Origin of the sequence: Kitasatospora sp. GAS1066B (genome assembly GCF_041262605.1) — a bacterium.
In the GTDB taxonomy this organism is placed as follows: Bacteria; Actinomycetota; Actinomycetes; order Streptomycetales; family Streptomycetaceae; genus Kitasatospora.
Genome location: NZ_JBGCCO010000030.1, coordinates 1 through 25,050, shown reverse-complemented (window position 1 = coordinate 25,050; position 25,050 = coordinate 1). Strand labels below are relative to the sequence as shown.

The window sequence follows — 25,050 nt, the reverse complement described above, 5'->3', positions numbered from 1 at the left end:
GGACCCAGAGAGGGCCACACCGCCGATGACTCCCCCCGCCGACGACCGCACCCCTGCCGAGCAGCCGGCCACCGCCCGCCTGCTCGTGGTCGACGACGAACCCGCACTGCGGGACGCCCTGGAGAGCAGCCTCGCCTTCGAGGGCTACGAGGTCACCACCGCCACGGACGGCTACGAGGCGCTGGAGGCCGTCGAACGCGACCAGCCCGACCTGGTGCTGCTCGACATCATGATGCCCCGGATGGACGGCCTCACCGCGGTGCGCCGGATGCGCTCGCGCGGGGACACCGCCCCCGTCCTGATGCTCACCGCCCGCGACGCCGTCGGGGACCGGGTCACCGGCCTCGACGTCGGCGCGGACGACTACCTCGCCAAGCCCTTCGAACTCGACGAACTCCTCGCCCGGATCCGCGCGTTGCTGCGCCGCAACGCGCTGGCGACCGAGGCCGCCGCCCGGGCGACCGCCGTCGAGGACGACTCCGAGGTGCTGGCCTTCGCCGACCTGCGGATGAACACCGCCACCCGCGAGGTCACCCGCGAAGGGCGCCCCGTGGAGCTCACCCGCACCGAGTTCATGCTGCTGGAGATGTTCCTGGCGCACCCGCGCCAGGTGCTCACCCGGGAGCAGATCCTCAAGGCGGTCTGGGGCTTCGACTTCGAGCCGTCGTCGAACTCGCTGGACGTGTACGTGATGTACCTGCGGCGCAAGACCGAGCAGGGCGGCATGCCGCGCCTCATCCAGACCGTGCGCGGGGTCGGCTACGCGCTGCGGGCACCCAGCGGCACGACCGGCTGAGCGACGGCGATAGCGAACTGAGGGCGATGACGAGAGTGGCATGGCAACGGGGGCGGGGACGCGTGGCGAGGTGGTACCACGGGAGAACCTTGCGCAGTCGGCTGGCGATCCTCACGGCGGCGGCCGTGGCCGTGGTGATCGCGCTGTCGGCGCTGGCGTGCTGGTTCCTGGTCAGCCAGCGGCTGTACCAGCAGGTCAGGGCGAACCTGGCGGCCAGCCCGCTGGACGTCGTCACCCCGGTCGGCCCGACGAACTGCGGACCCACGCCGGCGGCCGCGCAGACCGCGGTCGAGCAGCACCCGCCGCATCGCGGCAGTGTGGCCGCCAAACGACCGCCGCGCGCCGAGCAGTCCAGCTCCGAGATCTACTCGCCGGTCGACTCGCAGGTCTGCCTCACTCCCGGCTCCACCAAGGGCATCCAGCTCGCACCAGGCGACCAGGATGCCGTCAGCTTCGGCAGCGATCAGGTCAGCTACCGCTCCGGAACCTTCGTGGACGGTACACCGGTCGAGGTCCGGGTCAGCGCCGTCCAGGACTCCGCGCAGAACGTCTACGTCCTGCTCACCGCGCTGCCCGTGAAGAGCGTCGAAGCCTCCCTGCAGCAACTGGCCCTGATCCTCGGCGGCGTCGCCGTCGGCGGCGTCGCCCTGGCCGGTATCACCGGCCGCCTGGTCGCGCGGGCCGCGCTGCGCCCCGTGCACGACCTCACCGACGCTGTCGAGCACATCGCCCGCACCGAGGAGGTCGGAACCACCATCCCCGTGCACGGCAACGACGAGATCGCCCGGCTCTCCGGCTCCTTCAACTCGATGAGCACCGCCCTCGCCAACTCCCGCGAGCGGCAGACCCGGCTGATCGCCGACGCCGGGCACGAGCTGCGCACGCCGCTCACCTCGCTGCGCACCAACGTCGACCTGATGATCCGCAGCGACGACACCGGCCGGCCGCTGCCCCCCGCGACCAAGACCAAGCTGCTGCACAGCATGAAGGCCCAGATGCAGGAGCTCACCGTGCTGATCGGCGACCTGCTGCAACTCTCCCGTCCCGACTCCCCGCGCCCGGGGCAGAACGTGGCCACCGTGGCGTTCCACGACATCGTGGTGCGGGCGGTCGAGCGTGGCAAACTCCGTGGCCCCGGGCTGACCTTCAACGTCGAGCTCGATCCCTGGTACGTCCGGGCGGACGCCGCCGCGCTGGAGCGGGCGGTGATGAACCTGCTGGACAACGCGGTCAAGTACAGCCCGCCCGGTGGGGCCGTCGACGTCGCGCTGCACGAGGGCCGGCTCACCGTGCGCGACCACGGGCCCGGCATTCCGGCCGACGAGCTGCAGTACGTCTTCGACCGGTTCTGGCGCTCGCCCTCCTCGCGCCAACTCCCGGGCTCCGGGCTCGGCCTGTCGATCGTGGCGCAGACCATCCAGGACTCCGGCGGCCAGGTCGCCCTCGGAGCGGCGCAGGACGGCGGCCCCGGTGCCCTCGCGGTGGTCCGGCTGCCCGGCGTGCCCGAGCAGCCGGACGCCGTGCCGCCGGTGCTGCCCAGGGACTGAGGGCGGCCGGGGGGACCCCCATTTCGCGGCCCGGGCGGAACGTCAGACCCCCGGCTCCGCCGCGAGCTGACGTTCCGCCCGGATCCGCTCCGCGACCGCGTCCTCGGTCATCGCGCGGTCGGTGTAGACGAGCGGGCGCTCGGCGTCGGTGATGATGTGCTTGACCACCTGGACGTTGCCGTTGACGTCCCAGACCGCGATGCCCGGGGAGAGGGTCGGGATGATCTCCACCGCCCACCGGGGCAGGCCCAGCACCCGGCCCGTGGCCCTGGCCTCGTCGGCCTTCTGCATGTAGATGGTCCTGGTGGAGGCCATCTTGAGGATCGCCGAGGCCTCCTTCGCCGCCGCCCCGTCCACCACGTCCGACAGGTGGTGGACCACCGCGACGAAGGACAGGCCGAGCCGGCGGCCGAACTTGAGCAGCCGCTGGAAGAGCTGGGCGACGAACGGGCTGTTGATGATGTGCCAGGCCTCCTCGACCAGGAAGATGCGCTTCTTCCGGTCGGGGCGGATCCAGGTGTGCTCCAGCCAGACGCCGACGATGGCCATCAGGATCGGCATCGCGATCGAGTTGCGGTCGATGTGCGAGAGGTCGAAGACGATCAGCGGGGCGTCCAGGTCGATGCCGTCCGTGGTCGAGGCGTCGAACATGCCGCGCAGGTCGCCGTCGACCAGCCGGTCGAGCACCAGGGCCACGTCCAGGCCCCAGGACTGCACCTCCTGCGGCTCGACGCCCAGCGACTCGACCGAGGAGAGGTCGGGGCGGCGCAGCGTGTCGATGATGTCGCCGAGGATCGGCTGACGGTCCGTCACCGTGGCCCGCACATGGGCGTGCGCGGCCTTCAGCGCGAAGCCGGCCCGCTCCTCGAGCCCGCGCCCCATCGCCACCTCGATGATGGTGCGCAGCAGCGACAGCTGGCCCGTGGTGGTGATCGCCGGGTCCAGCGGGTTGAGTTTCACCCCGCCGTCCCGGGCCGCCATCGGGTCCAGGCGCACCGACTTTATGCCCAGCGCGTTGGCGATCAGGTTCCACTCGCCGACGCCGTCCTCGCCCTGTGCGTCCAGCACCACCACCTGGCGGTCGCGGAACCTCAACTGGCGCAGCACGTAGGTCTTCTCCAGCGCCGACTTGCCGTTGCCGGACTCGCCGAGGACCAGCCAGTGCGGGGCGGGCAGCTGCTGGCCGTAGAGCTGGAACGGGTCGTAGACGTACCCCTTGCCGCTGTAGACCTCGCGCCCGATGATCACCCCGGAGTCGCCCAGGCCCGGTGCGGCGGTGGGCAGGTAGACCGCCTGGGCCTGGCCGGTGGAGGTGCGCACCGGCAGCCGGGCGGTCTCCACCTTGCCGAACATCAGGCTGGTGAAGGCGTCGGTGAGATTGCCAATCGCCAAGGGGGGCCTCCAGTGCGGGTCAGCGGCGGATGCCGGTGGCGAACGGCAGGGTGTTGACGAACGCCCGGTGGTGCTCGCGGTCGCACCACTCCAGCTTGAGGTAGCTCTTGCCGGCCGAGGCCCGGATGGTCCGCTTGTCGCGGGCCAACGCCTCGGGGCTGCGCGAGGAGACGGTGATGTAGCCGACCAGGTTGACCCCGGCGGCGCCGGAGGCCAGGTCGTCGCCGCGCTGGTCGACCCGGCCGGTGTGGGCCAGGTCGCGCGGGTCGACCGTGCGGTTCATCTTGGCGGCCCGGCTGGACTCGGCCTCGTCGTTGGTCTTCTCGGTGAGCATCCGCTCGATCGCCACGTCCGTGGGCTCCAGGTCCATGGTGACGGCCACCGTGCGGATCACGTCGGGGGTGTGGACCAGCAGCGGGGCCAGGAAGTTGACGCCCACCGGGGTGAGCGGCCACTCCTTGATCCAGGCGGTGGCGTGGCACCAGGGCGCGCGGGTGGCGGACTCGCGGGTCTTGGCGGTCAGGTACTGCGGGTGGGTGGCGTCCAGCTCGGCCGGCCAGGCGTTGCGCCGGCTCATCGCCTGGAGGTGGTCGATCGGGTGGTCCGGGTCGTACATCGAGTGCAGCAGCGAGGAGAGCCTGGCCTGGCCGAGCGGCTGCCGCACCCGGATGTCGGCCTCGGCCAACCGGGCGCAGATGTCGGTCAGTTCACGTGCCATCACGGCCGCCAGGCCCTCGTCGTCGCGGTTCGCCTGGTCGGCGTCCCGCTTGTCGTAGGCGCTGCGGCCCATCGCGTGCGCCTCGGCGGCCAGGTCGCGGTTGTACTGCATGCAGGCGACCAGGTAGGCCCGGTGCTGCTCGGAGGAGGTGGAGACCATCGACTGCAGCTGGTCGTAGGAGTCCTGCAGCCAGCGCGGCGCGTCGTGATCGCCGCGCCGCTCGACGTCCTTGGCGTGCGCGTCCGGGTCGGCGGGCAGGGTGCGGGCCAGGATCTGCAGCCGGGTCACGAACCCGTCCCCGTTGGCGACATGCTTGAGCAGCGTGCCGAAGCGGTCGACCAGCGCCTCCTGGTCCTCGGAGTCGCGCAGGCCCACGCCCGGGCCCTCGATCTCGATCGCGGCGGTGACCGTGCGCCGCTCCAGGTGCATCAGCACCGCGACCTCGTCCGGCCCGAACGGCGCGCTCAGCCAGCGCAGCCGGCCCACCCCCGGCGGCGGGCCGACCTCGATCTCGCGGCCGTCAAGACGGGTGCCGGCGTCCATCGCGGTGGACTGCCACACGGCCCGCCCGCTGCGCACGGTGCGCCGGTAGCTGCGGTTGATCTCGACCCACTTGTAGAAGGTCCGGCGCCGGTAGGGGACGTAGACGGCGGCGATCGCCAGCAGCGGGAAGCCGACCAGGCCGGCGATCCGCAGCGCCAGGATCGGCATCAGCAGGCCCCAGAGCATGCCCAGGAAGGCGCCGAAGATGATCAGCAGGATCTCCCCCGACTCCCGGTTGCGCCCGATCGGCGCGTTCGGTCGGGCCTTGCCGATCAGATAGGTGCGGCGCTGGTGGACATAACTCTGGGCGTACTGCCCCCCGTACTGGCCGAGCTCGCTGCTCAAGGTGCGTCACCCTCCCTTCGCTGGGTTCTGTGCTGGGGCCTGGGCGGGCGGCTGGGCCGGTGGCGCCGGGGTGCGCGAGGCGTGCGCGGCGATCCCGGCCGCGGCCGAGCCGCCACCGGCGCCACCACCCCCGCCGCCCCCTCCCTCGGCGCCGCCGCGCGAGCCGTGCGTCGAGATGCCCTGCTTCACCAGGTTGGCCGGACCGTTGATCATCGCCGAGCCGGCCGACACCGCGCTCGCCCGGGCCTGGCGCAGGTGCACCATCTCGTCACCGAAGCCGGGCACGAAGCGGTAGATGGCGGTGCTGGCGAAGATCGACAGGAAGAGGATCGCCAGGCCCGAGAGCACCCGGGCGAAGTCGTCCGAGGCTCCGGCGCCACTGGCCACCGCGCTGGCCAGGCCCAGGATGATCACGATCACCGGTTTGGCGAGGTCGATCGCGGCCATCAGGCCCGCCCAGCGGCGCACGTGCTTCCACAACTGCTTGTCCACCAGGCCGGCGTAGACCGCGGTGCCCAGCAGCGCTCCCACGTAGAGCATCGCGGCCCGGATCAGCAGTTCGATCCAGAGCACCGCGGCGGCCAGCACCGCGACCAGCGAGACCAGGATCAGGATCAGCGGACCGCCGCCGATCGTGCCGTGCTCCAGGGTGTCGGCGAGCCCGCCGAGATAGCCCTTGGTGTCCGACTTGGTCCCCGAGGCGATGGCGGCGGTCAGGCTGTCGGTGGCGCCGGTCACGGTGTAGAGGATCAGCGGGGTGAAGGCGGAGGCCACCACGGTCAGCCAGAGGAAGCCGATCGCCTCCGAGAAGGCCTGGGTCAGCGGCACCCCGCGCACCGCGCGCTTGGTCACCGCGAGCAGCCACAGCACCAGGGTGACCACGGTGGCGCCGGCGAAGACGACGGCGTACTGCTGCAGGAAGCTGGCGTTGGTGAAGTCGACCTGGGTGGTGCCGTCTATCTGGCCGGACAGGCTGCGCACCACCCAGGCGGCGGCCTGGGCGCAGCCCTTGGCGAGCGAGCCGAGGGGGTCGGTGACGGAGCCCACGGTGGAGGTGCCGGGGAGGTTGGTACCACCATTGCCCTGGGCGCAGTACACGTCGCTGCCGGGCAGCGGAAGGACGTTGCAGCCCCCCGAGGCACCAGGCGACGGGGCAGCGGACGGGCTCGGACCCCCCGAAGGCGACGGCGCCGCGAAGGCGCGCTGCGCCAGCAGCAGCCCGCCCAGCTGCACCAGCAGCACCGCGCTCCCCAGCCGCCCGGTCCGGCGCAGGAGGGAGCCTTGCAGACCGTCAGCGGGCATAGCGGAAGCCTCCGAACTGCTGGACGGCGCCGGTGATCTCGTCGGCACTGGCGGCCTGTTGGTCGGCTGGGACGGGAGCGGGGCCGTTCTGGGTGGCGAAGTCGGTGAGCTTCCAGTCGCCGCCGGTCCAGCGCAGGCTCAGCGTGAGCGTGAACCAGTTCGCGGACACCGGCTTGGTCGAGGAGGTTCCGGCCAGCCCCTCCAACCCCGTGCACCAGACCATCGCCTTGGTGCTGTCGGCCGTGTAGCCGTCCGTGTGGGTGCCGATCGGCACCGTGCGGCTGACGAAGGTGAGTCCCTTGGGCGGCTGGCCCTGGGCGTCCAGGCCGTAGCCGCTCAGCACGGCCGCGGTGAGCTGCTGGTCCAGCCGGCCGCGCAGCGCGTCGGCGGTGGCCGGGTCGGCGATGGTGGCGAACACGCCGCGCCGTCCGTCGGCCCGGAACATGTCGGTGCTGCCCAGCGCGACCGCGTAGTTGGCCGCCGCCGACTGGGCGCCCTGTTCGGTGTCGGGGTAGCCGGTGGCGATCCCGTTGCTGGTGGTGCTGACCGGCTGGGTGCCGCTGGGCGCGGTGGGCGCGCTCGCCCCGGGCGGCGGGGGGGCCTGGTGGCCGCCGCTCGCCGAGGGGTCGGGCTTGCCGCGGTTGGCGATGGCGATCGCGACCACCAGCAGGGTGACCACCAGCAGCACCGTCAGCAGGGTGCGCAGCGGCCGGGGCTGACGGCCCGCCGGATACGGGGAGGACTGTTCGCCGACCGGCAGCCGCGTACGGGTGTGCGGCTGGTCGTCGGGCAACGGCACGGCGGCCCTCCTGGGACAGGGGAGCCGGCGGTGGGCTCCAGCGTTACGTTCCGGGACACCCGGCGGCGGCCGACCTGGCTGACCGCAGGTCGGCCGTCCAGTTCTGACTCTCCGATTCTGACCGACCGGCACGGCTACCGGTACGACTGTCGGAAGACTTCCGGTATGACTGTCTGACCGTCAGATGGACATGCCGTACACAATGGTGAACAGAGTGCCCAGGGATCCGATGATGAACACGCCGGTCAGGCCGGCGATGATCAGCCCCTTGCCCTGCTCGGCACTGAAGGTGTCGCGCATCGCGGTGGCTCCGATCCGCTGCTTCGCCGCCCCCCAGACCGCGATCGCCAGGCAAGCCAGAATGGCGACCGCCATCACGACCTCCACCATGATCCGGGCCTCCGAACCGAGGGTGGAGAACGGGCCCCAGTCCGGGGCGATTCCCCCGATGATGGTGTCGATGCTGCCCTTCGGGGCCGGACTCGGGCTCGGGTCTGCCAGCAAGCCCCCCGCGTATCCGTTCACGACGCCACCCACACTGCTCGCTGTGTCACTCACGTGCATTCCTGTCTCACCGCCCGCTCAGGCAATTGAAGGCCCATCACCTCAGGAGCGCGAAGGGCTGAGGCCTATTCTTGGCCGGATCTGATGTCGACTTGGCTACTTCTTGCAGATTGGTCGCGCGGCTCGGGACATGTACGTCAGTATGTCCACCGTACGAAGGATAGCGCTCACTCTTTGTATCTCCGATGATTGCGCCGAGCAACGCCTTGCAGAAGACTGGCGGGGGTGTCGGCCGATCGCCCTGGCGCGTGCGGGGGGCATATGCGGGCCCGTGTCGCGCCGGAGGCTCCGGCCCAGGATCCACTGGGGCACAAGCACTCTGACACTGCATCGGGATGGTGCTGATGGTACTCCGGAAAGGCGGTCGCGCGGCGATCGCGGGGGGAGCTGTTGCATTCGGCTTCCTACTGCTGGTCGGCGTCGGAACATACGCCGCCGGCGGCACCGTGCAGGCCGGCGGCTCGGGCCTGGCGCTCGCCCCGGGGACCGTTCCGGCCGCCTATCAGGGCCTGATCCAGCAGGCCGGCGGCAAGTGCCCGCAGATCTCCCCGCCGATGCTGGCCGCCCAGCTCTACCAGGAGAGCGGCTTCGATCCGTCAGCCCGCAGTGGTGCCGGGGCGCTTGGCCTGGCCCAGTTCCTGCCGAGCACCTGGGCGATCTACGGAGTGGACGGCGACGGTGACGGCAAGGTCGACATCTGGAACCCGGCCGACGCCATCGCCTCGGCCGCCAACTACGACTGCGCGCTGGCCAAGGACACCGCCAACGTCCCCGGCGACCCGCAGGCCAACCTGCTCGCCGCCTACAACGCCGGCCCCTACGCGGTGATCAGCGCCGGCGGGGTGCCCGGCTACACCGAGACCCAGGGGTACGTCCGCTCGATCAAGGCGCTGGAGGCGAGCTTCACCGCACCCACCAGCACGGTCGCCGTCTCCCCGCAGGCCTCCGGCGCGATCTACTTCGCCCAGACCAAGCTCGGCACGCCCTACCTGTGGGGCGGCGACGGACTCGCCTCGCAGAACTACGAGTTCGACTGCTCCGGCCTGACCGTGGCCGCCTACGCCTCGGTCGGCATCACGCTGCCCCGGGTGGCCAACGACCAGTGGTACGCCGGACCGCACCCCTCGCGCGACCAACTGCGCCCCGGCGACCTGGTCTTCTTCGCCACCGACCTGAGCGACCCGCGCACCATCCACCACGTCGGCATCTACGTCGGCGGCGGCTACATGATCAACGCCCCGCACACCGGCGCGGTGATCCGCTACGACTCCATCGATCAGAAGGAGTACATCGGCGCCACCCGGGTCACCCAGGACGGCGCCGCCGCCGTACCGGTCCGCGACAACAACGGCAACGGCAACATCACCGGCGGCTCCGACCCCGGCGCGAACGGCCCGGCCCAGTCGACCGCCACCCCGACCACTCCGCCGCCCGGCGCCCCCGCTTCGAACCCCGCGCCACCCGCCGCCGCGGCCGCCCTGCCCACCGGCGCCAGCACCACCAGGCCGGGGAAGGCCGCCTGACGGCCCACCAGATCCGCCCGGCTCACGTCAAGTTTCCGTAACACCCGCCTGCCATGGAACGCTGTGCTCCGCCCGGCTCGTTATGCACAGGGCCACCCACCGACCACGCGGCGCACAGGAGGTACGGCGTGTCGACGCTGCTTGCCGACACCAGCAACCCGGACCTCGAACTGCTCTACACCGTCAACGGCTGGGCCAAGGCCTCCCCCGGCTGGCTCGACGGCCTGGTCTCCTGGATCGGCGAGTACGGCATCCTGCTCGGCCTGTTCACCCTGTGCGCCGTCGCCTGGCTGCGGGCCCGCCACCGGCCGGCCGCGCCCGCGGCGGTGGCCGGGGTGCTCTGGGTCCCGCTCGCGGTGGCCCTGGCCGAACTGGCCAACCTGCCGATCGCCGCCATCGTGAACCGGCCCCGCCCGTTCCTGAACCACCCGGGCCTGGACGTGCTGGTGGCCGGCAAGGCCGGCACCCACTCCTTCGTCAGTGACCACGCCACCATGTCGATGGCGGTGGCCGTGGCGCTCTTCCTGGTCGACCGGCGGCTGGGGGCACTGGCCGGCACCTTGGCGGCGCTGCAGGGCTTCTGCCGGATCTTCATGGGCGTGCACTATCCGACCGACGTGCTGGGCGGCTACGCCCTCGCCACCGCCGTGGTGCTGCTGCTGGCCCCGCTGGCGATGGCCGTCCTGGTGCCGCTGTGCCACGCGCTGGCCCGCACGGCGGCCGCGCCGCTGATCACGGCCGGCCCGTACGGCAACCCGCGCGGCGGGCGCCGTCGGCGCGGCGCCCGGGCGCTCGATCGCCCGCTGCCCGGCCCGGAACGCGCCACCACCGCCGATTCCGATCTCGCCGCCTGATCCGGCCCCGGCCGGCGCCCCGCGGCGAACGCTACGCCGAGCCCGCCCCCGCCTGATGCTCGCCCGCGTCCCGCCGCGCCCGATCGCGCGAGCGCCGGGCCGGCGCGAACCAGCCGCAGTCACAGGAGGCGTACGCGAAGGACCCTCGCTCGGCGACCGCCACCCGGTGCGCGGCGGGCCCGTCTTCGTGTTCATCGCGGGAGTCGGCGTGGGCCGACGGCTCCGTATACACGTTGTTAACGGTAACTCCCGACCCCTATCCCCGGCGCGCACCGGCCGCCGCGCGCCGTCACTGCCGTAACCCGCGCGACGGCCGGTCGTTTTCGCCAGTACCGGCCCCGCCCACCCAGGGGCGGCGGCCCGCCGGTCGTCCGGCCCGTCGGGGACCGGATCACCCTGGGGGTTGAGATCACCATGACGACGAACAGCACGACGACGAACAGCACACCGACGTTCAGCACGACGGCGGCCCGCTCCGCCCGCCTGCTCGGCCCGGTGGCGGCCGCCGCCCTGCTGGCCGCCACGCTGTCGGCCTGCGGCGGCGCCTCCGGCGGCTCCGCCGACGCGAGCCCCGCCGGGACGGCGAGCCAGAGCCCGGTGGCCGACAAGCTCGCCGACGACCCGCTGACGGCCGTGCGCAACGCCGCCGACATCACCGGGCGGACCGGCTCGGTGCAGGCCGCCACCCAGCTGACCACCGAGTCGGGCGCGAAGCAGGCCGACTTCTCCGGCAGCGGCTCGTACGACTACGGCAAGCGGATCGGCCGCCTGGAGGTGCAGGTGCCGCCCGGGGCGGCCACCACCGGCAAGGTGGTCGAGGTGGTCGAGCCGGGCATCGTCTTCCTGCAGAACAGCGGCGCCAAGGTGCCTGCGGGCAAGTGGGTCAAGCTGGACGTGCGCCAGCTCGCCGACGGCAACCTGATCAGCAACGGCGCCACCGACCCGGCCACCGCCGCCGCGGCCCTGCGCGGTGTCCAGCAGGCCTCGGTGGTCGGCGACGAGACGCTGAACGGCGTGCCGCTCAAGCACTACAAGGGCACTCTCGACCTGGCGAAGGCCGCCGACGCCACCGGCGGCCAGGGGGCGTACGGCCTGCGGATGGCGGCCGCCACCTTCACCGTCAAGGACGTCCCGTTCGAGGCCTGGCTGGACGCCCAGGGGCGGCTGAACAAGGTGACCGAGTTCTTCACCTTCGCCGGGGTGGCCGGCTCCAAGGACGCCAAGGACCAGGTGAAGGTCACCTCCTCACTGACCTTCAGCGACTTCGGCAAGCCGGTCCAGCTCAGCGAGCCGCCCGCCGCCGACGTGGTCGAGATGACGGAGTCCGGCTCGCCGACGAAGTGACGGCCACCTCGGCTCCGCGCCGGCAGCCACCCGTTTCGGCGACAGAGATGGCCCGTCCGTGCCATGGGGACCGGGCCCGGCACTCTCTAGGCTGGATGGGGGCGCCTCCCGGCCGAAGGCCGGGGGAGGGTGGCTGCCGCCCCGGCGTACGGGTGGTGAAGGGGTGGTGCAGGATGTCGTCCTCGGCGGATCGAGCGGATCGAACAGATCGGGCGGATCGCGCGGATCGCACAGGCGGCCACGAGAGCGCGGCCCTCGACGAGATCGAGCTGGCCGGCGAGCTGATGATCGCGGCGACGGCCAGCGCCGGCGACCGGCTGCCCACCGCCCGGATCGACGAGGTGCTGCTGCACCCGAGCCGGGCGCCCGAGGCCGCGGCCGGCCACGGCGGCGCCCCGGTCAGCTCCGCAGCAGCCGACTGATCGCCGCCATCGCCTCGGCCACCTTCTCGTCCATCGCCGGGCCGCCCTCCTCGACGGCGGCCGCCACGCAGTGCTTGATGTGCTCCTCCAGCAGCGCCAGCGCGAAGGACTGCAGCGCCTTGGTGCTGGCCGAGACCTGGGTGAGGATGTCGATGCAGTAGACGTCCTCCTCCACCATCCGTTGCAGCCCCCGGGCCTGACCCTCGATCCGGCGCAGCCGCTTGAGATGGTCCGCCTTGTGCGAGCTGTACCCGTGCGGGCCGTGGTTGCCGGCCGCGACGGCGCTGCCGTCCGTGCTGCTGCTGGTGGTCATCGGGCCTGCCCCGTTCTCGTCCGCGCCCGACGGGAATTGTCAGACAGACCCCAGTGTCCCGCACCGCGGCCGCCCATGGGGTTACCCCGTCCGGGCGGCGGATCACGATCACCGGGCCGAAGCCGGGGGCAATCCCTTCGAGCTTCCGTCAGACTGAGACCTCACGACCGCCCGCCGACGTACGGGGCCCGAACGGGTACCGCTCGGCCAGTGGCCGGAAGAGGAGTATCCGGTTCCCCGCCGCACACCCCGTTTGCACAATGCCGACGCAGAGCACCTAGCATCATTCAGTCCACTCCCCGCTCATCGGAGATTTCCGTGCGTTTTAGCCTGACCCCGAAGGAGACGAGCTTCTACGACATGTTCGCCGCAGCCGCGGAGAACCTGGTCGTCGGATCGAAGCTCCTGCTGGAACTGCTGGGCTCAGACGTCTCGTCCCGGGCGGAGATCGTCGAGCGCATGCGCGCCGCCGAGCACGCCGGGGACGACACCACCCACGCGATCTTCCACCAGCTCAACTCCTCGTTCATCACGCCGTTCGACCGTGAGGACATCTACAGCCTGGCCTCCTCGCTGGACGACATCATGGACTTCATGGAGGAGGCCGTCGACCTGGTCGTCCTCTACGACATCCAGACCCTGCCCGCGGGTGTCGAGCAGCAGATCGAGGTGCTGGCCCGGGCCGCCGAGCTGACCGCCGCGGCGATGCCGAACCTGCGCAGCATGTCCGGGCTGAACGAGTACTGGATCGAGATCAACCGGCTGGAGAACCAGGCGGACCAGATCCACCGCAAGCTGCTGGCCCACCTGTTCAGCGGCCAGTACGAGGCGATCGAGGTGCTCAAGCTGAAGCAGGTGGTCGACGTGCTGGAGGAGGCCGCCGACGCGTTCGAGCATGTCGCCAACACGGTGGAGACCATCGCGGTCAAGGAGTCCTGACCAGCGTGGACATGGCAGCACTCATCTGCGTCGTCGGCGTCGCCTTCTTCTTCACCTACACCAACGGCTTCCACGACTCGGCGAACGCGATCGCCACCTCGGTCTCCACCCGGGCACTGACCCCGAAGGCCGCGCTGGCGATGGCCGCGGTGATGAACCTGGCCGGTGCCTTCCTCGGCAGCGGCGTGGCGCAGACCGTCTCCAAGGGGCTGATCGACACCCCGCAGGGCAGCCAGGGGATGACGGTCCTCTTCGGCGCGCTGGTCGGCGCGATCGCCTGGAACCTGGTCACCTGGTACTTCGGCCTGCCGTCCTCCTCCTCGCACGCGCTCTTCGGCGGCCTGGTCGGGGCGGCGCTGGCCGCCGGCACCGGGGTGATCTGGAGCGGGGTGGTCGACAAGGTGATCATCCCGATGGTGGTCTCGCCGATCGTCGGCCTGCTGGCCGGCTACCTGGTGATGCTGGGCATCCTCTGGCTCTTCCGCCGCGCCAACCCGCACAAGGCCAAGCGCAACTTCCGGGTCGCGCAGACCGCCTCGGCCGCCGCGATGGCGCTGGCCCACGGTCTGCAGGACGCCCAGAAGACGATGGGCGTCGTGGTGCTGGCGCTGACCATCTCGGGTCACCAGAGCGGCAACGGCATTCCGATCTGGGTCAAGCTCTCCTGCGCCGCCATGCTGTCGCTGGGCACCTACGCGGGCGGCTGGCGGATCATGCGGACCCTGGGCCGCAAGATCATCGAGCTGGACCCGCCACAGGGCTTCGCCGCCGAGTCCACCTCGGCGACGATCATGTACATCACGTCCTACGTCTTCAAGGCGCCGATCTCCACCACCCACGTGATCACCGCCTCGATCATGGGTGTCGGCGCGACCAAGCGGATCCGCGCGGTGCGCTGGGGCGTGGCCAAGAACATCGTGCTGGGCTGGTTCATCACCATGCCGGCCGCGGCCCTGGTCGCCGCGGCCGTCTACGGCGTCACCTGGGCGATCGTCAGCTGACGCGCAGAACGAAAAGACCGCAGAGCGAAAGACAGCAGAACGAAAAGACGAGGGCCCGCCCCCCACTTCCCGGGGGGCGGGCCCTCTCATACTCCGCGGCGGCACCGCCATGCAGCGCCGTGGAGCAGCTCGATCCGACCGGACGGTCTAGCCGAAGCGGCCGGAGATGTAGTCCTCGGTCGCCTGCACCGACGGGTTCGAGAAGATCCGCTGGGTGTCGTCCAGCTCGATCAGCTTGCCCGGCTGGCCCACGCCGGCCAGGTTGAAGAAGGCGGTGCGGTCGGAGACACGGGCCGCCTGCTGCATGTTGTGGGTCACGATGACGATCGTGAACCGCTCCTTGAGCTCGCCGATCAGGTCCTCGATCGCCAGCGTGGAGATCGGGTCCAGCGCGGAGCAGGGCTCGTCCATCAGCAGCACCTGCGGCTCGACCGCGATCGCGCGGGCGATGCAGAGCCGCTGCTGCTGGCCACCGGAGAGGCCGGCGCCCGGCTTGTTCAGCCGGTCCTTGACCTCGTTCCACAGGTTGGCGCCCTTGAGCGAGCTCTCCACCACGCCGTCCAGCACGGCCTTCTTCTTCACACCCGCGAGCTTGAGCCCGGCGACCACGTTCTCGTAGATCGACATGGTCGGGAACGGGTTCGGCCGCTGGAAGACCATTCCGACGGTGCGCCGCACCGCCACCGGGTCGACGCCGGCACCGTAGAGGTTCTCGTCGTCCAGCAGGACCTTGCCCTCGACCCGGGCGCCCGGGATCACCTCGTGCATCCGGTTGAGGGTGCGCAGGAAGGTGGACTTGCCGCAGCCGGAGGGGCCGATGAACGCCGTCACCGAGCGGGGCTCGACGGTCATCGAGATGTCCTCGATGGCCTTGGTTCCGCCGTAGTAGGCCGACAGTCCGCTGACGTCGATGCGCTTAGCCATGATCTTTCTTCTTCTCTCGTCTGTTCGTACGTCAGTCGGTCGGTCAGCGCCCGGCCTTGGGCGAGCGCCAGCTTGCGATGCCCCGGGCGATCAGGTTGAGACCCATCACCAGAGCGATCAGCACCAGCGCGGCACCCCAGGCACGGGCGTACCCGTACTGGTTGTTGACCTGGGAGTACTGCTGCCAGATGAAGACCGGCAACGACTCCTGCGGTCCGACGAACGGATTGCTGTTGATCGAGTCCCAGACGCCCACCAGCATCATGACCGGAGCGGTCTCACCGGCGATGCGGGCGATCGCCAGCATCACGCCGGTGGTGATGCCACCGATGGCGGTCGGGAGGACGATCCGCAGGATGGTCTTCCACTTCGGCACACCGAGCGCGTACGAGGCCTCGCGCAGCTCGTTCGGGACGAGCTTGAGCATCTCCTCGGTGGACCGGACGACCACCGGCATCATCAGGATCGCCAGCGCGAGGCTGCCCGAGAAGCCGGAGTACTGGAAGCCGAGCCCGATGTTCCAGACGGAGAGGATGAACAGACCGGCGACGATGGACGGGATACCCGTCATCACGTCGACGAAGAAGGTGACGATCTTGGCCAGCGGCCCGCGGCCGTACTCGACCAGGTAGACCGCGGTGAGCAGGCCGATCGGGGCGGCGATCGCGGTGGCCAGGCCGATCTGCTGCAGGGTGCCGAGCAGCGCGTGGTAGATACCGCCGCCGGGGCCCGAGGAGGCCACCACACCACGCATGGAGTGAGTCAGGAAGTCGCCGTTCACCACGCCGGCGCCCTGCTGGATCGTGTAGACCATCAGCGAGACCAGCGGGATGACCGCCAGGATGAAGGCCACCCAGATCAGCGAGGTGGCGATCCGGTCCTTGGCCTGCCGGACGCCCTCGACCCGGGCCGCGAGCCCGAAGCTGATCGCCACGAAGAGCAGGGCGGCGAGCAGCCCCCACTGCAGGTGGCTGGCCAGACCGGCGCCGGCGCCGATCGCGCAGCCGAGCACGATGGACAGCGCCGCGACCCCGGCCGGGGCCCAGCGCGGCAGCCGGGCCGCGGTGAGCGTGTGGTTGAGCTGGGGGACCGGCGTGCGGTCCGCTACGGAAGGCGCGGTGGTCATGCGTTGGCTCCCGAGTACTCCTTGCGGCGGGCGATGATCAGCCGTGCCGCACCGTTCACCAGCAGCGTGATCACGAACAGCACCATGCCGGCGGCCATCAGCGCGTCCTTGCCGAGCGGGCCGGCCTCGCCGAACTTCAGCGCGATGTTCTGCGCGAAGGTGCCACCGCCCGCGTCCAGGATGTGCAGCGACAGCACGCTGCTGGAGGAGAGCACCGTGGCCACCGCGATCGTCTCGCCGAGCGCGCGGCCCAGGCCCAGCATGGAGGCCGAGATGATGCCGGGACGGCCGAACGGCAGGACGGCGGTGCGGATCATCTCCCAGCGGGTCGCGCCGAGGGCCAGCGCGGCCTCCTCGTGGGCCCGCGGGACCTGGCGGAACACCTCGCGGCTGACCGCGGTGATGATCGGCAGGACCATGATCGCCAGCAGGATCCCCACGGTGAACAGGCTGCGGGCCGGGGCGCCGGGGTCGGTGGTCTTGAAGATGTAGGTCCAGCCGAGGTACTCGTTCAGCCAGCTCATCAGCCCGTTCAGGTGCGGCACCAGGAAGAGCGCGCCCCACAGGCCGTAGATGATGCTGGGCACCGCGGCCAGCAGGTCCACCAGGTAGGCGAACGGCTGGGCGATCCGGCGCGGCGCGTAGTGCGAGATGAACAGCGCGATGCCGGTCGCGATCGGGACCGCGATCAGCATCGCGATGGCCGCGCTGACGATCGTGCCGAAGGCCAGGACCGCGATACCGAAGCTGGGCTTCAGGATGTTGTCGGGGTCCCAGCCGAAGGTGGTGAGGAAGTTCGTGTGGTCCTTGCTGATCGCGATCCCGCTGCGGAACAGCAGGAAGCCCGCGATCGCGGCCATGATGACCAGCAGCAGGATCCCGGAGCCGGCCGAGAGGCCGAAGAACACGCTGTCGCCCAGGCGGCTGTTGCCCTTGAGGGAGCTCTGCCCGGATCGGCCGGTGGAAGCGGGTGGACGGACCCCGGTGGAAGCGGGGGGCCCGGACTTCTCGGAGAAGTCGGGCGGTGGGGAGGAAGTCATGAAGTTCTAACTCCGGTCTGGCGGTGCTGCCCGGCGGGCGGGCGGCACCATGGCGGCGGTGCCCCGGACGAATCGGTGGTGAGGTGGTGCGGTGGAGACATCCGGTCGGCGATCCCGTCCCCCCGTCATGGGACCGCCGACCGGTCAAGCTGTGGAGCGGATCAGCTCAGGTTGCCGATTGCGGCCTGCACCTTGCTGGCGACCGGGGTCGGCAGCGGGACGTAGCCCTTGTCGGCGATGGCCTGCTGGCCGCCGTTGCTGGCGATGTAGGTGAAGAAGGACTTCAGGCTGTCCAGGGTGGCCGGGGCGTTGCCCTTGTCGCAGGCGATCTCGTAGGTCACCAGGACGATCGGGTAGGCGTTGTCGGCCTTGGTGCCGTAGTCGAGCTGCAGCGCCAGGTCGTTGCCGGTGCCGACCACGGTGGAGTTGCCCAGCGTGATGGCGGCGTTGGCGGCGGTGGCGTCGACGGCCTTGGCGGCACCGGTGTTGATGCTGGCGGTCTTCAGGCTGTTGTTCTGCGCGTAGGACAGCTCGACGTAGCCGATCGAGTCCTTGACCTGCTTGATCTGGGCCGCGACACCGGCGCTGCCGGTGGCCGACTGGCCGCCCTTGCCCGCCCAGGTCTTGCTGGCCGGGTAGGACCAGGCGCCGCCCGAGGTCTTCGCGAAGTACGAGGTCAGGTTGTAGCTGGTGCCCGAGTCGTCCGACCGGTGGAAGGTCTGGATCGCGTCGGCCGGCAGGGTCACGCCCGGGTTGAGCGCGGCGATCGCCGGGTCGTTCCACTTGGTGATCTGACCGTCGAAGATCTTGGCGGAGGTCGGGCCGTCCAGGATCAGGTTGTTCACACCGTCGACGTTGTAGACCAGGGTGACCAGACCGGCCACCATCGGCAGGTCGATGGCCTGGCCACCGTTCTGGCAGACCGCCTTGGAGGCGGCGACGTCGGTGGCCTTCAGCGCGAAGTCCGAGCCCGCGAAGGCGACCTTGCCCTGGTTGAACTGCGCGACACCGGCGCCGGAGCCGACACCGTTGTAGCTGACCTGGGTGCCGGAGCAGGCCGTGCCGTAGGCGGCCTTCCAGACGTCGACCGCGTTGCCCTGGGCGGTCGAGCCGGCGCCCTGCAGCGGGGCCTGCTTCGAGGCACAGGTGATCGCCGCGGCGCTGGAGGCGCCCGAGGCGGAGGAGGTGGTCTTGGCACTGTTGTTGTCGGAGCCGCAGGCCGCGAGCGACAGCGTGCTGACGAGCGCCACGGCACCGATCGCGAGGGCCTTGGTGCGGCCGTTCCGCTGGAGCTTCACAGGGGTGTCCCTTTCTTTGGCACAACCCGCGCGTATCCGACGTTCGGACCTGCGGGCCTTGCTGTTGGTCCGGGGCCTCGCTGGCCCTCCGGTAGGACCGAAGCTAAGCGGACCAGGTGACACGTCAGCCGGTCGCAAATGAACGGAGAGTGAACCTCGGACGGATGCCAGGAAACATGGGCTGGTAGTCACGGTTGCATCACGGCAAGGATAAGACCAAGACACGTGATCAACTGGCTGCCAGTCGTCACCGGGGCGAACATCCGGCGTTGCTGATGGTGCGTCAGCCGACACCGGCGACGGGTCAGCCCGCCGGCCACCCGAGCTGGGCGAGCAGCGCGTCGATCAGCTCCCGGTCCCGGGCATGGGTCAGCTTGGCCCGCGCCTTGGCCGGCTTCAGCCACTTCATCCGGTCCACCTCCCGGTTCGGCCGGAACTCCCCGCGCACCGGCACCGCCGCCCAGTACCGCACCTCCTTGGGCCGCCCCTGCGCCAGGTAGTACTGCGCGGGCAACGGCGCCAGCAGCCGGCAGACCAGCCCGGTCTCCTCCTCCACCTCGCGCAGCGCCGCCTGCCACGGCGTCTCGCCCGCCCGCAACTTGCCCTTCGGCAGGCTCCAGTCGTCGTACTTGGGCCGGTGGATCAAGGCGATCCGCGGCTTGCGCTCCCCCGAACCGTCCCGCCGCGGCCCACCTGGCCGCCACAGCACCGCGCCCGCCGCCAGCACCGTGCCGACCCGGCCCGCCGAACCGCCGCCGGGCCCGGGCCCGGACACAGAACCGTCCGCCGCCGCCGAGTCAGGCGCCACCGTGTGCCCGGAGCCGGTCCGCGGCCCGTGCTTCTTCGCCTCCCGCAGCTGCCGACGGGCCAACGACCCGCCCGGCTCGGCCGACGCCGACGTCCTCGGGTCCGCCCGGCGGGGATCCGGCTGCCGCTCCGCCCTCAGGCGCTCGCCCATTCATGCCATCCGTGGTGCGGGAGGGTCGGCCACTGCTGACCGAAGGCGTACCTGGCCGCCTCGACCTCCAATCGCTGATCAGCATGCACCACCCCCAGCACGTACGCCGTCGCCGGGGTGATCCGCGGCGTGCGCGCCGCCGTGGCCACCGTCACCGCCGCGTCCGCCGCCTCCTGGTGCCGGTCCAGCACCTGGTCCAGCACGTCCAGTTCGAGTCCCGGCCGCCCGCACACCTCCAGCGCGTACCGGGCCCGCTTCACCAGCACCCGCACCCGGTGCCACGGCGCGTCGTCCGCCGCCAGGGCCCCGTCCGCGTCTCCGGCGCCGCCCGTCCGCCCCTGGACCGGCACCGACGCCTCCATCGCGGGAGTCACCCCGGAGGTCACCGCTGGAATCACCGCGGGAGTCACCGCCAACCGGTGCAGCGCGTCCCCCTGGTACGCGGTCGCCGCCCGGTGCAGCGGCAGCGCCTGCACCACCTGCCCCAGCGCACCGAACGCCCCCGCCGCCTGTGCCGGCAGCACCTCGCCGGCCCGGCCGCGCGCCGGCGCCAGCAACGGCACCTCCCCCACCAGCAAGGTCATCCGATCCGCCAGCGCGTGCAGCCGCGACGAGCGCAGCTCCTGCAGCACCGAACTGTGCGCCCGGGTCCTGGCCAGGGTCAGCTGCCGGTCCAGCAGCGCCCGCGCCTTCGGCGCCCCCTGGTGCCCGGCCAGCATCCCCGGGCCGCGCGACTCGCCACCGAGCCCGGTGGCGCTGAGCGTGTCGAGCGCCGCCAGCAGGCGGGCCGATCTGCGCACGAAGGCCGGCTCCTGGGCCAGCAGACCCAGCAGCCAGCGCAGCTCGGTGCGCGACTCCTGCGCCCAGCCGGGCTCGAAGAGCACCCCGAAGGTGTGCAGCGCGCCGCCGACCCGCCGCACCGCGCGCAGCAGCTCGCCGGTCCCGGCACTGGTGCCGGACGAGTTCAACGAGGGCAGCGCGCCGGGCCGGGCCCCCGCCTCCCCCACGGCCTGCGGCAGGGCGCGCAGGAACAGCCCCGCCTGCTCGGTGAGATAGCGGGAGAGAACCTCCTCGGCGGTCGCGGTGGACGCCGAGGTCGTCATGGGCGCGTCAGTCATGTCGTGGGTACTCCCCGTTCCCCCAGGGCAGGCGACGGATGATCAGGAGCAGTCGGATGGTCAGAGCGAACTGGTGACGCTCCGGCGCCGCTGGCGCGAATCGATGAGCAGTTCCTGGATGTCCCGCAGCCGGTGACCGTCGGCGTCATGGCTGCGTCTGGACCAGATCCCGTCCGGCCCCAGATGCCAGGACGCGGTGTCGTCCGCCATGCCGAGGTCGATCAGCCCGGACAGCTCCGCGCGGTGGGCCGGATCGGCCACCCGCACCAGCGCCTCGATCCGCCGGTCCAGGTTACGGTGCATCATATCCGCACTGCCGAACCAGACTTCGGGGTCGCCGCCGTTGCCGAAGACGAAGATCCGGGAGTGCTCCAGGAAGCGCCCCAGGATGCTGCGCACCCGGATGTTCTCGCTCAGCCCGGCCACTCCCGGACGGATCGCACAGATCCCGCGCACCAGGACGTCCACCGGCACCCCCGCCTGCGCGGCCCGGTAGAGCGCGTCGATCACCTGCTCGTCGACGATCGAGTTCAGCTTCAGCTTCACGTAGGCCGGCCGGCCCTCGTGGTGGCCCGCGACCTCGTTCTGGATCCGCGCGATCAGCCCGTCCCGCAGGCCGCGCGGCGCGGTCAGCAGGCGCCGGTAGGACTCGCGGCGCGAGTAGCCGGAGAGCCGGTTGAAGAGGTCGGAGAGGTCGGCGCCGACCTGCGGGTCCGCCGTCAACAACCCCAGGTCCTCGTAGAGCCTGGCCGTCTTCGGGTGGTAGTTGCCGGTGCCGACGTGCGCGTAGCGGCGCAGCGTCTCGCCCTCCTGGCGCACCACCAGCGAGAGCTTGGAGTGCGTCTTCAGGCCGATCAGCCCGTACACCACATGGCAGCCCGCCTCCTCCAGCTTGCGGGCCCACTTGATGTTGGCCTGCTCGTCGAAGCGCGCCTTGATCTCCACCAGCACCAGCACCTGCTTGCCGGACTCGGCCGCGTCGATCAGCGCGTCCACGATCGGCGAGTCGCCCGAGGTGCGGTACAGCGTCTGCTTGATCGCCAGCACGTGCGGGTCGGCCGCGGCCTGCTCCAGGAAGGCCTGCACCGAGGTGGAGAAGCTGTCGTACGGGTGGTGCAGCAGCACGTCGCGCTCGCGCATCGCGGCGAAGATGTCCGGCTGCGAGGCCGACTCGACATCGGTCAGCCCGCGCGCGGTGCCGGCCACGAACTTGGAGTACTTCAGCTCCGGGCGGTCCAGCCCGGCGATCCCGAACAGCCCGGTCAGGTCCAGCGGCCCGGGCAGCGGGAACACCTCGGCCTCGGTGATGTTCAGCTCGCGCACCAGCAGGTCGAGGATATAGGGGTCGATCGACTCCTCCACCTCGAGGCGGACCGGCGGGCCGAACCGGCGGCGCATGAGCTCCTTCTCCAGCGCCTTGAGGATGTTCTCGGTGTCGTCCTCCTCCACCTCGAGATCCTCGTTGCGGGTCACCCGGAAGGCGTGGTGGGCCAGCACCTCCATCCCGGGGAACAGCTCCTCCAGGTGGGCGCCCATCACGTCCTCCAGCGGCACGTACCGCTGCGGCGAGGCCTCCAGGAAGCGCATCAGCGACTGCGGAACCTTCACCCGGGCGAAGTGCTTGTGACCCGAGACCGGGTTGCGCACCACCACCGCCAGATTCAGGCTCAGGCCCGATATGTACGGGAACGGATGCGCCGGGTCCACCGCCAGCGGCGTGAGCACCGGGAAGATCTGCGCCCGGAACAGGGTGTGCAGCCGGGCCTGCTCCTTGTCGGTCAGCTCCGCCCAGCGCACCAGCTCGATGCCCTCGGCCGCCAGATCCGGCAGCACCTCCTGCTGGAACGCGGCCGCGTGCCGCGCCATCAGCTCACGCGACCTGGTCCAGATCAGATCGAGCACCTCGCGCGGCTGCAGCCCCGACGCGCTGCGCTGGGCGACCCCAGTGGCGATCCGACGCTTGAGGCCGGCCACCCGGACCATGAAGAACTCGTCCAGGTTGCTGGCGAAGATCGCCAGGAACTTGGTCCGCTCCAGCAGCGGGATCTCCGGGTCCTCCGCGAGTTCCAGCACCCGCTCGTTGAACGCCAGCCAGCTGCGCTCCCGATCCAGGAAACGGCCCTGCGGCAACTCCTCCAGCTCGTCGGCACCGGACGCGTCGGGAAACTGGTCGAGGGCCACCCCCAGCGCCTTGGTCAGGCGGGACGGCGTCGGCACACCAGCGGACTCGGGCATCGTGGGCACTCCTGACGGGTCGGACGCTGCGGGCTCTTCGGCCGCGACCGGGCGGGGGACGGTCATGGTTTCCAGCTCCTCCAGCGACGGACATCCGGGCATCTGATCGACTCAGCCGCTGCGCTCTCCGCCGGACACGGCGGACGGAGCCGACCGCTCGGGGCGGTCGATAGCCGACCGGCCCCGGCGATGTGGCCCACGCTGCGAGAGCGAGACACTACGGACGTCATCCTGTGATCTTCGCGGCGGCAATTGAATCCACGGTAAACACCGCATGGCCAGGAGGAAAGCTGAGGCGGTCGGCCCTGCGGCCTGCTACCCCACCTGCTTGCCTTCGGTGACCCGATACATCAGGTCTACCTCGTGGACGGTGAATCCGACTCGTTCGTAGACCCGCACGGCGGCCGTGTTGTCGGCGTCGACGTAAAGCAGCACGGTCGGCAGGCCGCGGTCCTGCGCGAGATGCCGCAGACCGGCCGCGGTCAGTGCCCGGCCCAGGCCGTTGCCCTGCTCGGCCGGGTCCACGCCGACCACGTAGACCTCGCCCAGCTCGGGCTCGGTGGCGGTGGCCGGGTGCACCTTGGTCCAGTGGAAACCGACCACCCGCTCCTCGCCGGACTCCGCCGCGCGCACCGCGAGGAAGAAACCGTTCGGGTCGAACCACGGCTCGGCGATCCGCTCGGCGAGGTCACCCGCGGTCCAGGAGCCCTGCTCGGGATGGTGGGCGAAGGCGAGCGCGTTGAGCCGCAGCCAGGCCTCGTCGTCCACGCCGGGACGGAAGGTCCGCAGCGTGACCCCGGCGGGGAAGGGCACCTCGGCGGGAGCCGGCCCGGTGCGGCGCATCTGCCGCAGCTCGCGGACCAGCTCCGCGCCGTACCGCTCGGCGAGCCGACGCGCGGCGGGGTGGCCGCCGTGCGCCCAGAAGTCGACGGCCGGCCGCGCATCGCCTTCGCCGGCCTTGCCGGCTTCCGCGAGGACGGCGTCGGCCAGTTGCCGTCCCAGGCCCTGCCCGCGCCGGTCAGGGCTGACGGCGAACTCGACCGTGGTGGGCGACGACCCCTGTGCTCCTTCGAGTTGTGCGTATCCGGCCGGGGCACCGGCGGCGGTCAGCACCAGGTGCCGGATCCCCGGACGCGGGTCCGTCGTCCGCAGCCGGAGCCGACCGGCCTCGGAAACGGCCTCCCGCCCGTCCAGCTCGGCGGCGGCTCGCAGCACGGCCCGCACAGCGGAGAGCTGCTCGGGGGTGAGGGTGTCAGCGGAGGTGATGTTCGTGGCGATCTCCATGATTCGGACCCTACGCTGCCTCACATGTCATCAGATGCCAGACGAAGATTCCGTCCTGCGGCCTACGCGGTCTGTATCGAGAACGAGCGGATCCTGCTCGCGCGCTGGGTGTCGCACGACGGTGAGCGGCTGTGGACGCTGCCCGGCGGCGGACTGGACCACGGCGAGGACCCGTACGACGCGGCCATCCGCGAGGTCGAGGAGGAGACCGGCTACCTGGTCGAGCTGGAACGGCTGCTCGGCGTCGACTCGCACCAGGTGATCTACCCGCCGGATCCGGTGAACGGCCCGTCGCCACGCGACTTCCAGGGGCTGCGGATCATCTACCAGGGCCGGATCGCCGGTGGTGAACTGCGGAACGAGGCGGACGGCTCGACCGATCTGGCCGCCTGGATTCCACTCGCGGACGTCGCGGGACTCCCCCGGATCCCACTCGTCGACATCGCGCTCGCGCTCTATCGGGAGCGGCCGGCCCTGGGGCGGATAGTTCGCCAGCTGTAGCAGATGTTTGGTTGGTAAACGCAGAGAAGCCCCCTTCCCGAAGGAAGAGGGCTTCTCTAGAAGAATTGTTCGGCGGCGTCCTACTCTCCCACAGGGTCCCCCCTGCAGTACCATCGGCGCTATGAGGCTTAGCTTCCGGGTTCGGAATGTAACCGGGCGTTTCC

At 71.0% G+C, this 25,050-nt stretch carries 23 protein-coding genes and 1 rRNA gene; 9 read left to right on the top strand and 15 right to left on the bottom strand.

Annotated features, from left to right (window positions below):
- Window positions 1–25: 25 nt before the first annotated feature.
- Entirely contained in the window at window positions 26–796 is a 771-nt protein-coding gene (locus tag ABH937_RS28855; protein WP_280689841.1) for a response regulator transcription factor, read from the top strand.
- An 89-nt stretch (window positions 797–885) separates the two neighbouring features.
- Window positions 886–2,343 (top strand): HAMP domain-containing sensor histidine kinase, encoded by a 1,458-nt coding sequence (locus ABH937_RS28850; protein WP_280689842.1) that lies wholly within the window; start codon window positions 886–888, stop codon window positions 2,341–2,343.
- Window positions 2,344–2,385: 42 nt separating this feature from the next.
- Here the strand turns inward: ABH937_RS28850 and ABH937_RS28845 are convergent, their stop codons facing one another.
- The 5 genes from ABH937_RS28845 to ABH937_RS28825 form a co-directional block, all read right to left on the bottom strand.
- Window positions 2,386–3,696, bottom strand: a complete 1,311-nt coding sequence (locus ABH937_RS28845) for an ATP-binding protein (protein ID WP_280689895.1) — start codon at window positions 3,694–3,696, stop codon at window positions 2,386–2,388.
- Between the two features lie 58 nt (window positions 3,697–3,754).
- On the bottom strand, window positions 3,755–5,341 hold the full coding sequence (locus tag ABH937_RS28840; RefSeq protein ID WP_280689843.1) for an SCO6880 family protein: 1,587 nt from the start codon (window positions 5,339–5,341) through the stop codon (window positions 3,755–3,757).
- A gap of 6 nt (window positions 5,342–5,347) precedes the next feature.
- Window positions 5,348–6,643 carry a hypothetical protein gene (locus ABH937_RS28835; RefSeq protein WP_370219982.1) on the bottom strand — a complete coding sequence of 432 codons (1,296 nt, stop codon included), beginning with the start codon at window positions 6,641–6,643 and terminating at the stop codon, window positions 5,348–5,350.
- Window positions 6,633–7,442, bottom strand: a complete 810-nt coding sequence (locus tag ABH937_RS28830; RefSeq protein WP_280689847.1) for a hypothetical protein — start codon at window positions 7,440–7,442, stop codon at window positions 6,633–6,635. The genes ABH937_RS28835 and ABH937_RS28830 overlap by 11 nt, the downstream gene beginning before the upstream one ends.
- Before the next feature lie 180 nt (window positions 7,443–7,622).
- Window positions 7,623–7,943, bottom strand: coding sequence for a hypothetical protein (locus ABH937_RS28825; RefSeq protein WP_280689896.1), 321 nt, complete (start codon window positions 7,941–7,943; stop codon window positions 7,623–7,625).
- 407 nt (window positions 7,944–8,350) lie between these two features.
- Between ABH937_RS28825 and ABH937_RS28820 the strand changes: the two genes are divergently transcribed.
- The 4 genes from ABH937_RS28820 to ABH937_RS28805 all read left to right on the top strand — a co-directional run bounded on the left by ABH937_RS28820 (window position 8,351) and on the right by ABH937_RS28805 (window position 12,149).
- The gene (locus ABH937_RS28820) at window positions 8,351–9,529 is read left to right on the top strand and encodes a bifunctional lytic transglycosylase/C40 family peptidase (protein WP_280689848.1); all 1,179 of its coding nucleotides are present in this window, start codon (window positions 8,351–8,353) and stop codon (window positions 9,527–9,529) included.
- 128 nt (window positions 9,530–9,657) lie between these two features.
- On the top strand, window positions 9,658–10,383 hold the full coding sequence (locus ABH937_RS28815) for a phosphatase PAP2 family protein (RefSeq protein WP_280689849.1): 726 nt from the start codon (window positions 9,658–9,660) through the stop codon (window positions 10,381–10,383).
- 414 nt (window positions 10,384–10,797) lie between these two features.
- Window positions 10,798–11,727 carry a hypothetical protein gene (locus tag ABH937_RS28810; protein WP_280689850.1) on the top strand — a complete coding sequence of 310 codons (930 nt, stop codon included), beginning with the start codon at window positions 10,798–10,800 and terminating at the stop codon, window positions 11,725–11,727.
- 173 nt (window positions 11,728–11,900) lie between these two features.
- Entirely contained in the window at window positions 11,901–12,149 is a 249-nt protein-coding gene (locus ABH937_RS28805) for a hypothetical protein (RefSeq protein WP_280689851.1), read from the top strand.
- On the opposite strand, the gene ABH937_RS28800 is transcribed toward ABH937_RS28805, so the two are convergent.
- Window positions 12,127–12,462 (bottom strand): metal-sensitive transcriptional regulator, encoded by a 336-nt coding sequence (locus ABH937_RS28800; protein ID WP_280689852.1) that lies wholly within the window; start codon window positions 12,460–12,462, stop codon window positions 12,127–12,129. The two genes, ABH937_RS28805 and ABH937_RS28800, sit on opposite strands and share 23 nt — an antisense overlap.
- Window positions 12,463–12,780: 318 nt before the next feature.
- Between ABH937_RS28800 and ABH937_RS28795 the strand changes: the two genes are divergently transcribed.
- Window positions 12,781–13,401, top strand: coding sequence for a DUF47 domain-containing protein (locus tag ABH937_RS28795; protein WP_280689853.1), 621 nt, complete (start codon window positions 12,781–12,783; stop codon window positions 13,399–13,401).
- A 5-nt stretch (window positions 13,402–13,406) separates the two neighbouring features.
- Complete coding sequence (locus ABH937_RS28790) at window positions 13,407–14,402, top strand: inorganic phosphate transporter (protein ID WP_280689854.1); 996 nt, start codon at window positions 13,407–13,409, stop codon at window positions 14,400–14,402.
- Between the two features lie 147 nt (window positions 14,403–14,549).
- Here the strand turns inward: ABH937_RS28790 and pstB are convergent, their stop codons facing one another.
- From pstB to mshD, 8 genes are all read right to left on the bottom strand, one after another.
- Complete coding sequence (gene pstB / locus ABH937_RS28785; protein ID WP_280689856.1) at window positions 14,550–15,326, bottom strand: phosphate ABC transporter ATP-binding protein PstB; 777 nt, start codon at window positions 15,324–15,326, stop codon at window positions 14,550–14,552.
- Window positions 15,327–15,369: 43 nt separating this feature from the next.
- Window positions 15,370–16,452, bottom strand: a complete 1,083-nt coding sequence (pstA, locus tag ABH937_RS28780; protein WP_280689857.1) for a phosphate ABC transporter permease PstA — start codon at window positions 16,450–16,452, stop codon at window positions 15,370–15,372.
- Window positions 16,449–17,492 (bottom strand): phosphate ABC transporter permease subunit PstC, encoded by a 1,044-nt coding sequence (gene pstC, locus ABH937_RS28775; protein ID WP_280689858.1) that lies wholly within the window; start codon window positions 17,490–17,492, stop codon window positions 16,449–16,451. Before pstC ends, pstA begins: the two co-directional genes overlap by 4 nt.
- A gap of 161 nt (window positions 17,493–17,653) precedes the next feature.
- Window positions 17,654–18,790, bottom strand: a complete 1,137-nt coding sequence (gene pstS / locus ABH937_RS28770; protein WP_280689859.1) for a phosphate ABC transporter substrate-binding protein PstS — start codon at window positions 18,788–18,790, stop codon at window positions 17,654–17,656.
- 304 nt (window positions 18,791–19,094) lie between these two features.
- Window positions 19,095–19,565 (bottom strand): NUDIX hydrolase, encoded by a 471-nt coding sequence (locus tag ABH937_RS28765; RefSeq protein WP_370145744.1) that lies wholly within the window; start codon window positions 19,563–19,565, stop codon window positions 19,095–19,097.
- 167 nt (window positions 19,566–19,732) lie between these two features.
- The gene (locus ABH937_RS28760; RefSeq protein WP_280689861.1) at window positions 19,733–20,866 is read right to left on the bottom strand and encodes a CHAD domain-containing protein; all 1,134 of its coding nucleotides are present in this window, start codon (window positions 20,864–20,866) and stop codon (window positions 19,733–19,735) included.
- Window positions 20,867–20,926: 60 nt separating this feature from the next.
- Window positions 20,927–23,167: an RNA degradosome polyphosphate kinase gene (locus tag ABH937_RS28755; RefSeq protein ID WP_280689862.1), complete on the bottom strand. Its 2,241-nt coding sequence runs from the start codon at window positions 23,165–23,167 to the stop codon at window positions 20,927–20,929.
- Window positions 23,168–23,416: 249 nt separating this feature from the next.
- Window positions 23,417–24,385 carry a mycothiol synthase gene (gene mshD / locus ABH937_RS28750; RefSeq protein WP_280689864.1) on the bottom strand — a complete coding sequence of 323 codons (969 nt, stop codon included), beginning with the start codon at window positions 24,383–24,385 and terminating at the stop codon, window positions 23,417–23,419.
- 24 nt (window positions 24,386–24,409) lie between these two features.
- Between mshD and ABH937_RS28745 the strand changes: the two genes are divergently transcribed.
- Window positions 24,410–24,886 (top strand): NUDIX hydrolase, encoded by a 477-nt coding sequence (locus ABH937_RS28745; RefSeq protein WP_280689866.1) that lies wholly within the window; start codon window positions 24,410–24,412, stop codon window positions 24,884–24,886.
- 67 nt (window positions 24,887–24,953) lie between these two features.
- Here the strand turns inward: ABH937_RS28745 and rrf are convergent.
- Window positions 24,954–25,050: ribosomal RNA gene (gene rrf / locus ABH937_RS28740) — 5S ribosomal RNA — on the bottom strand; the annotation flags it as partial.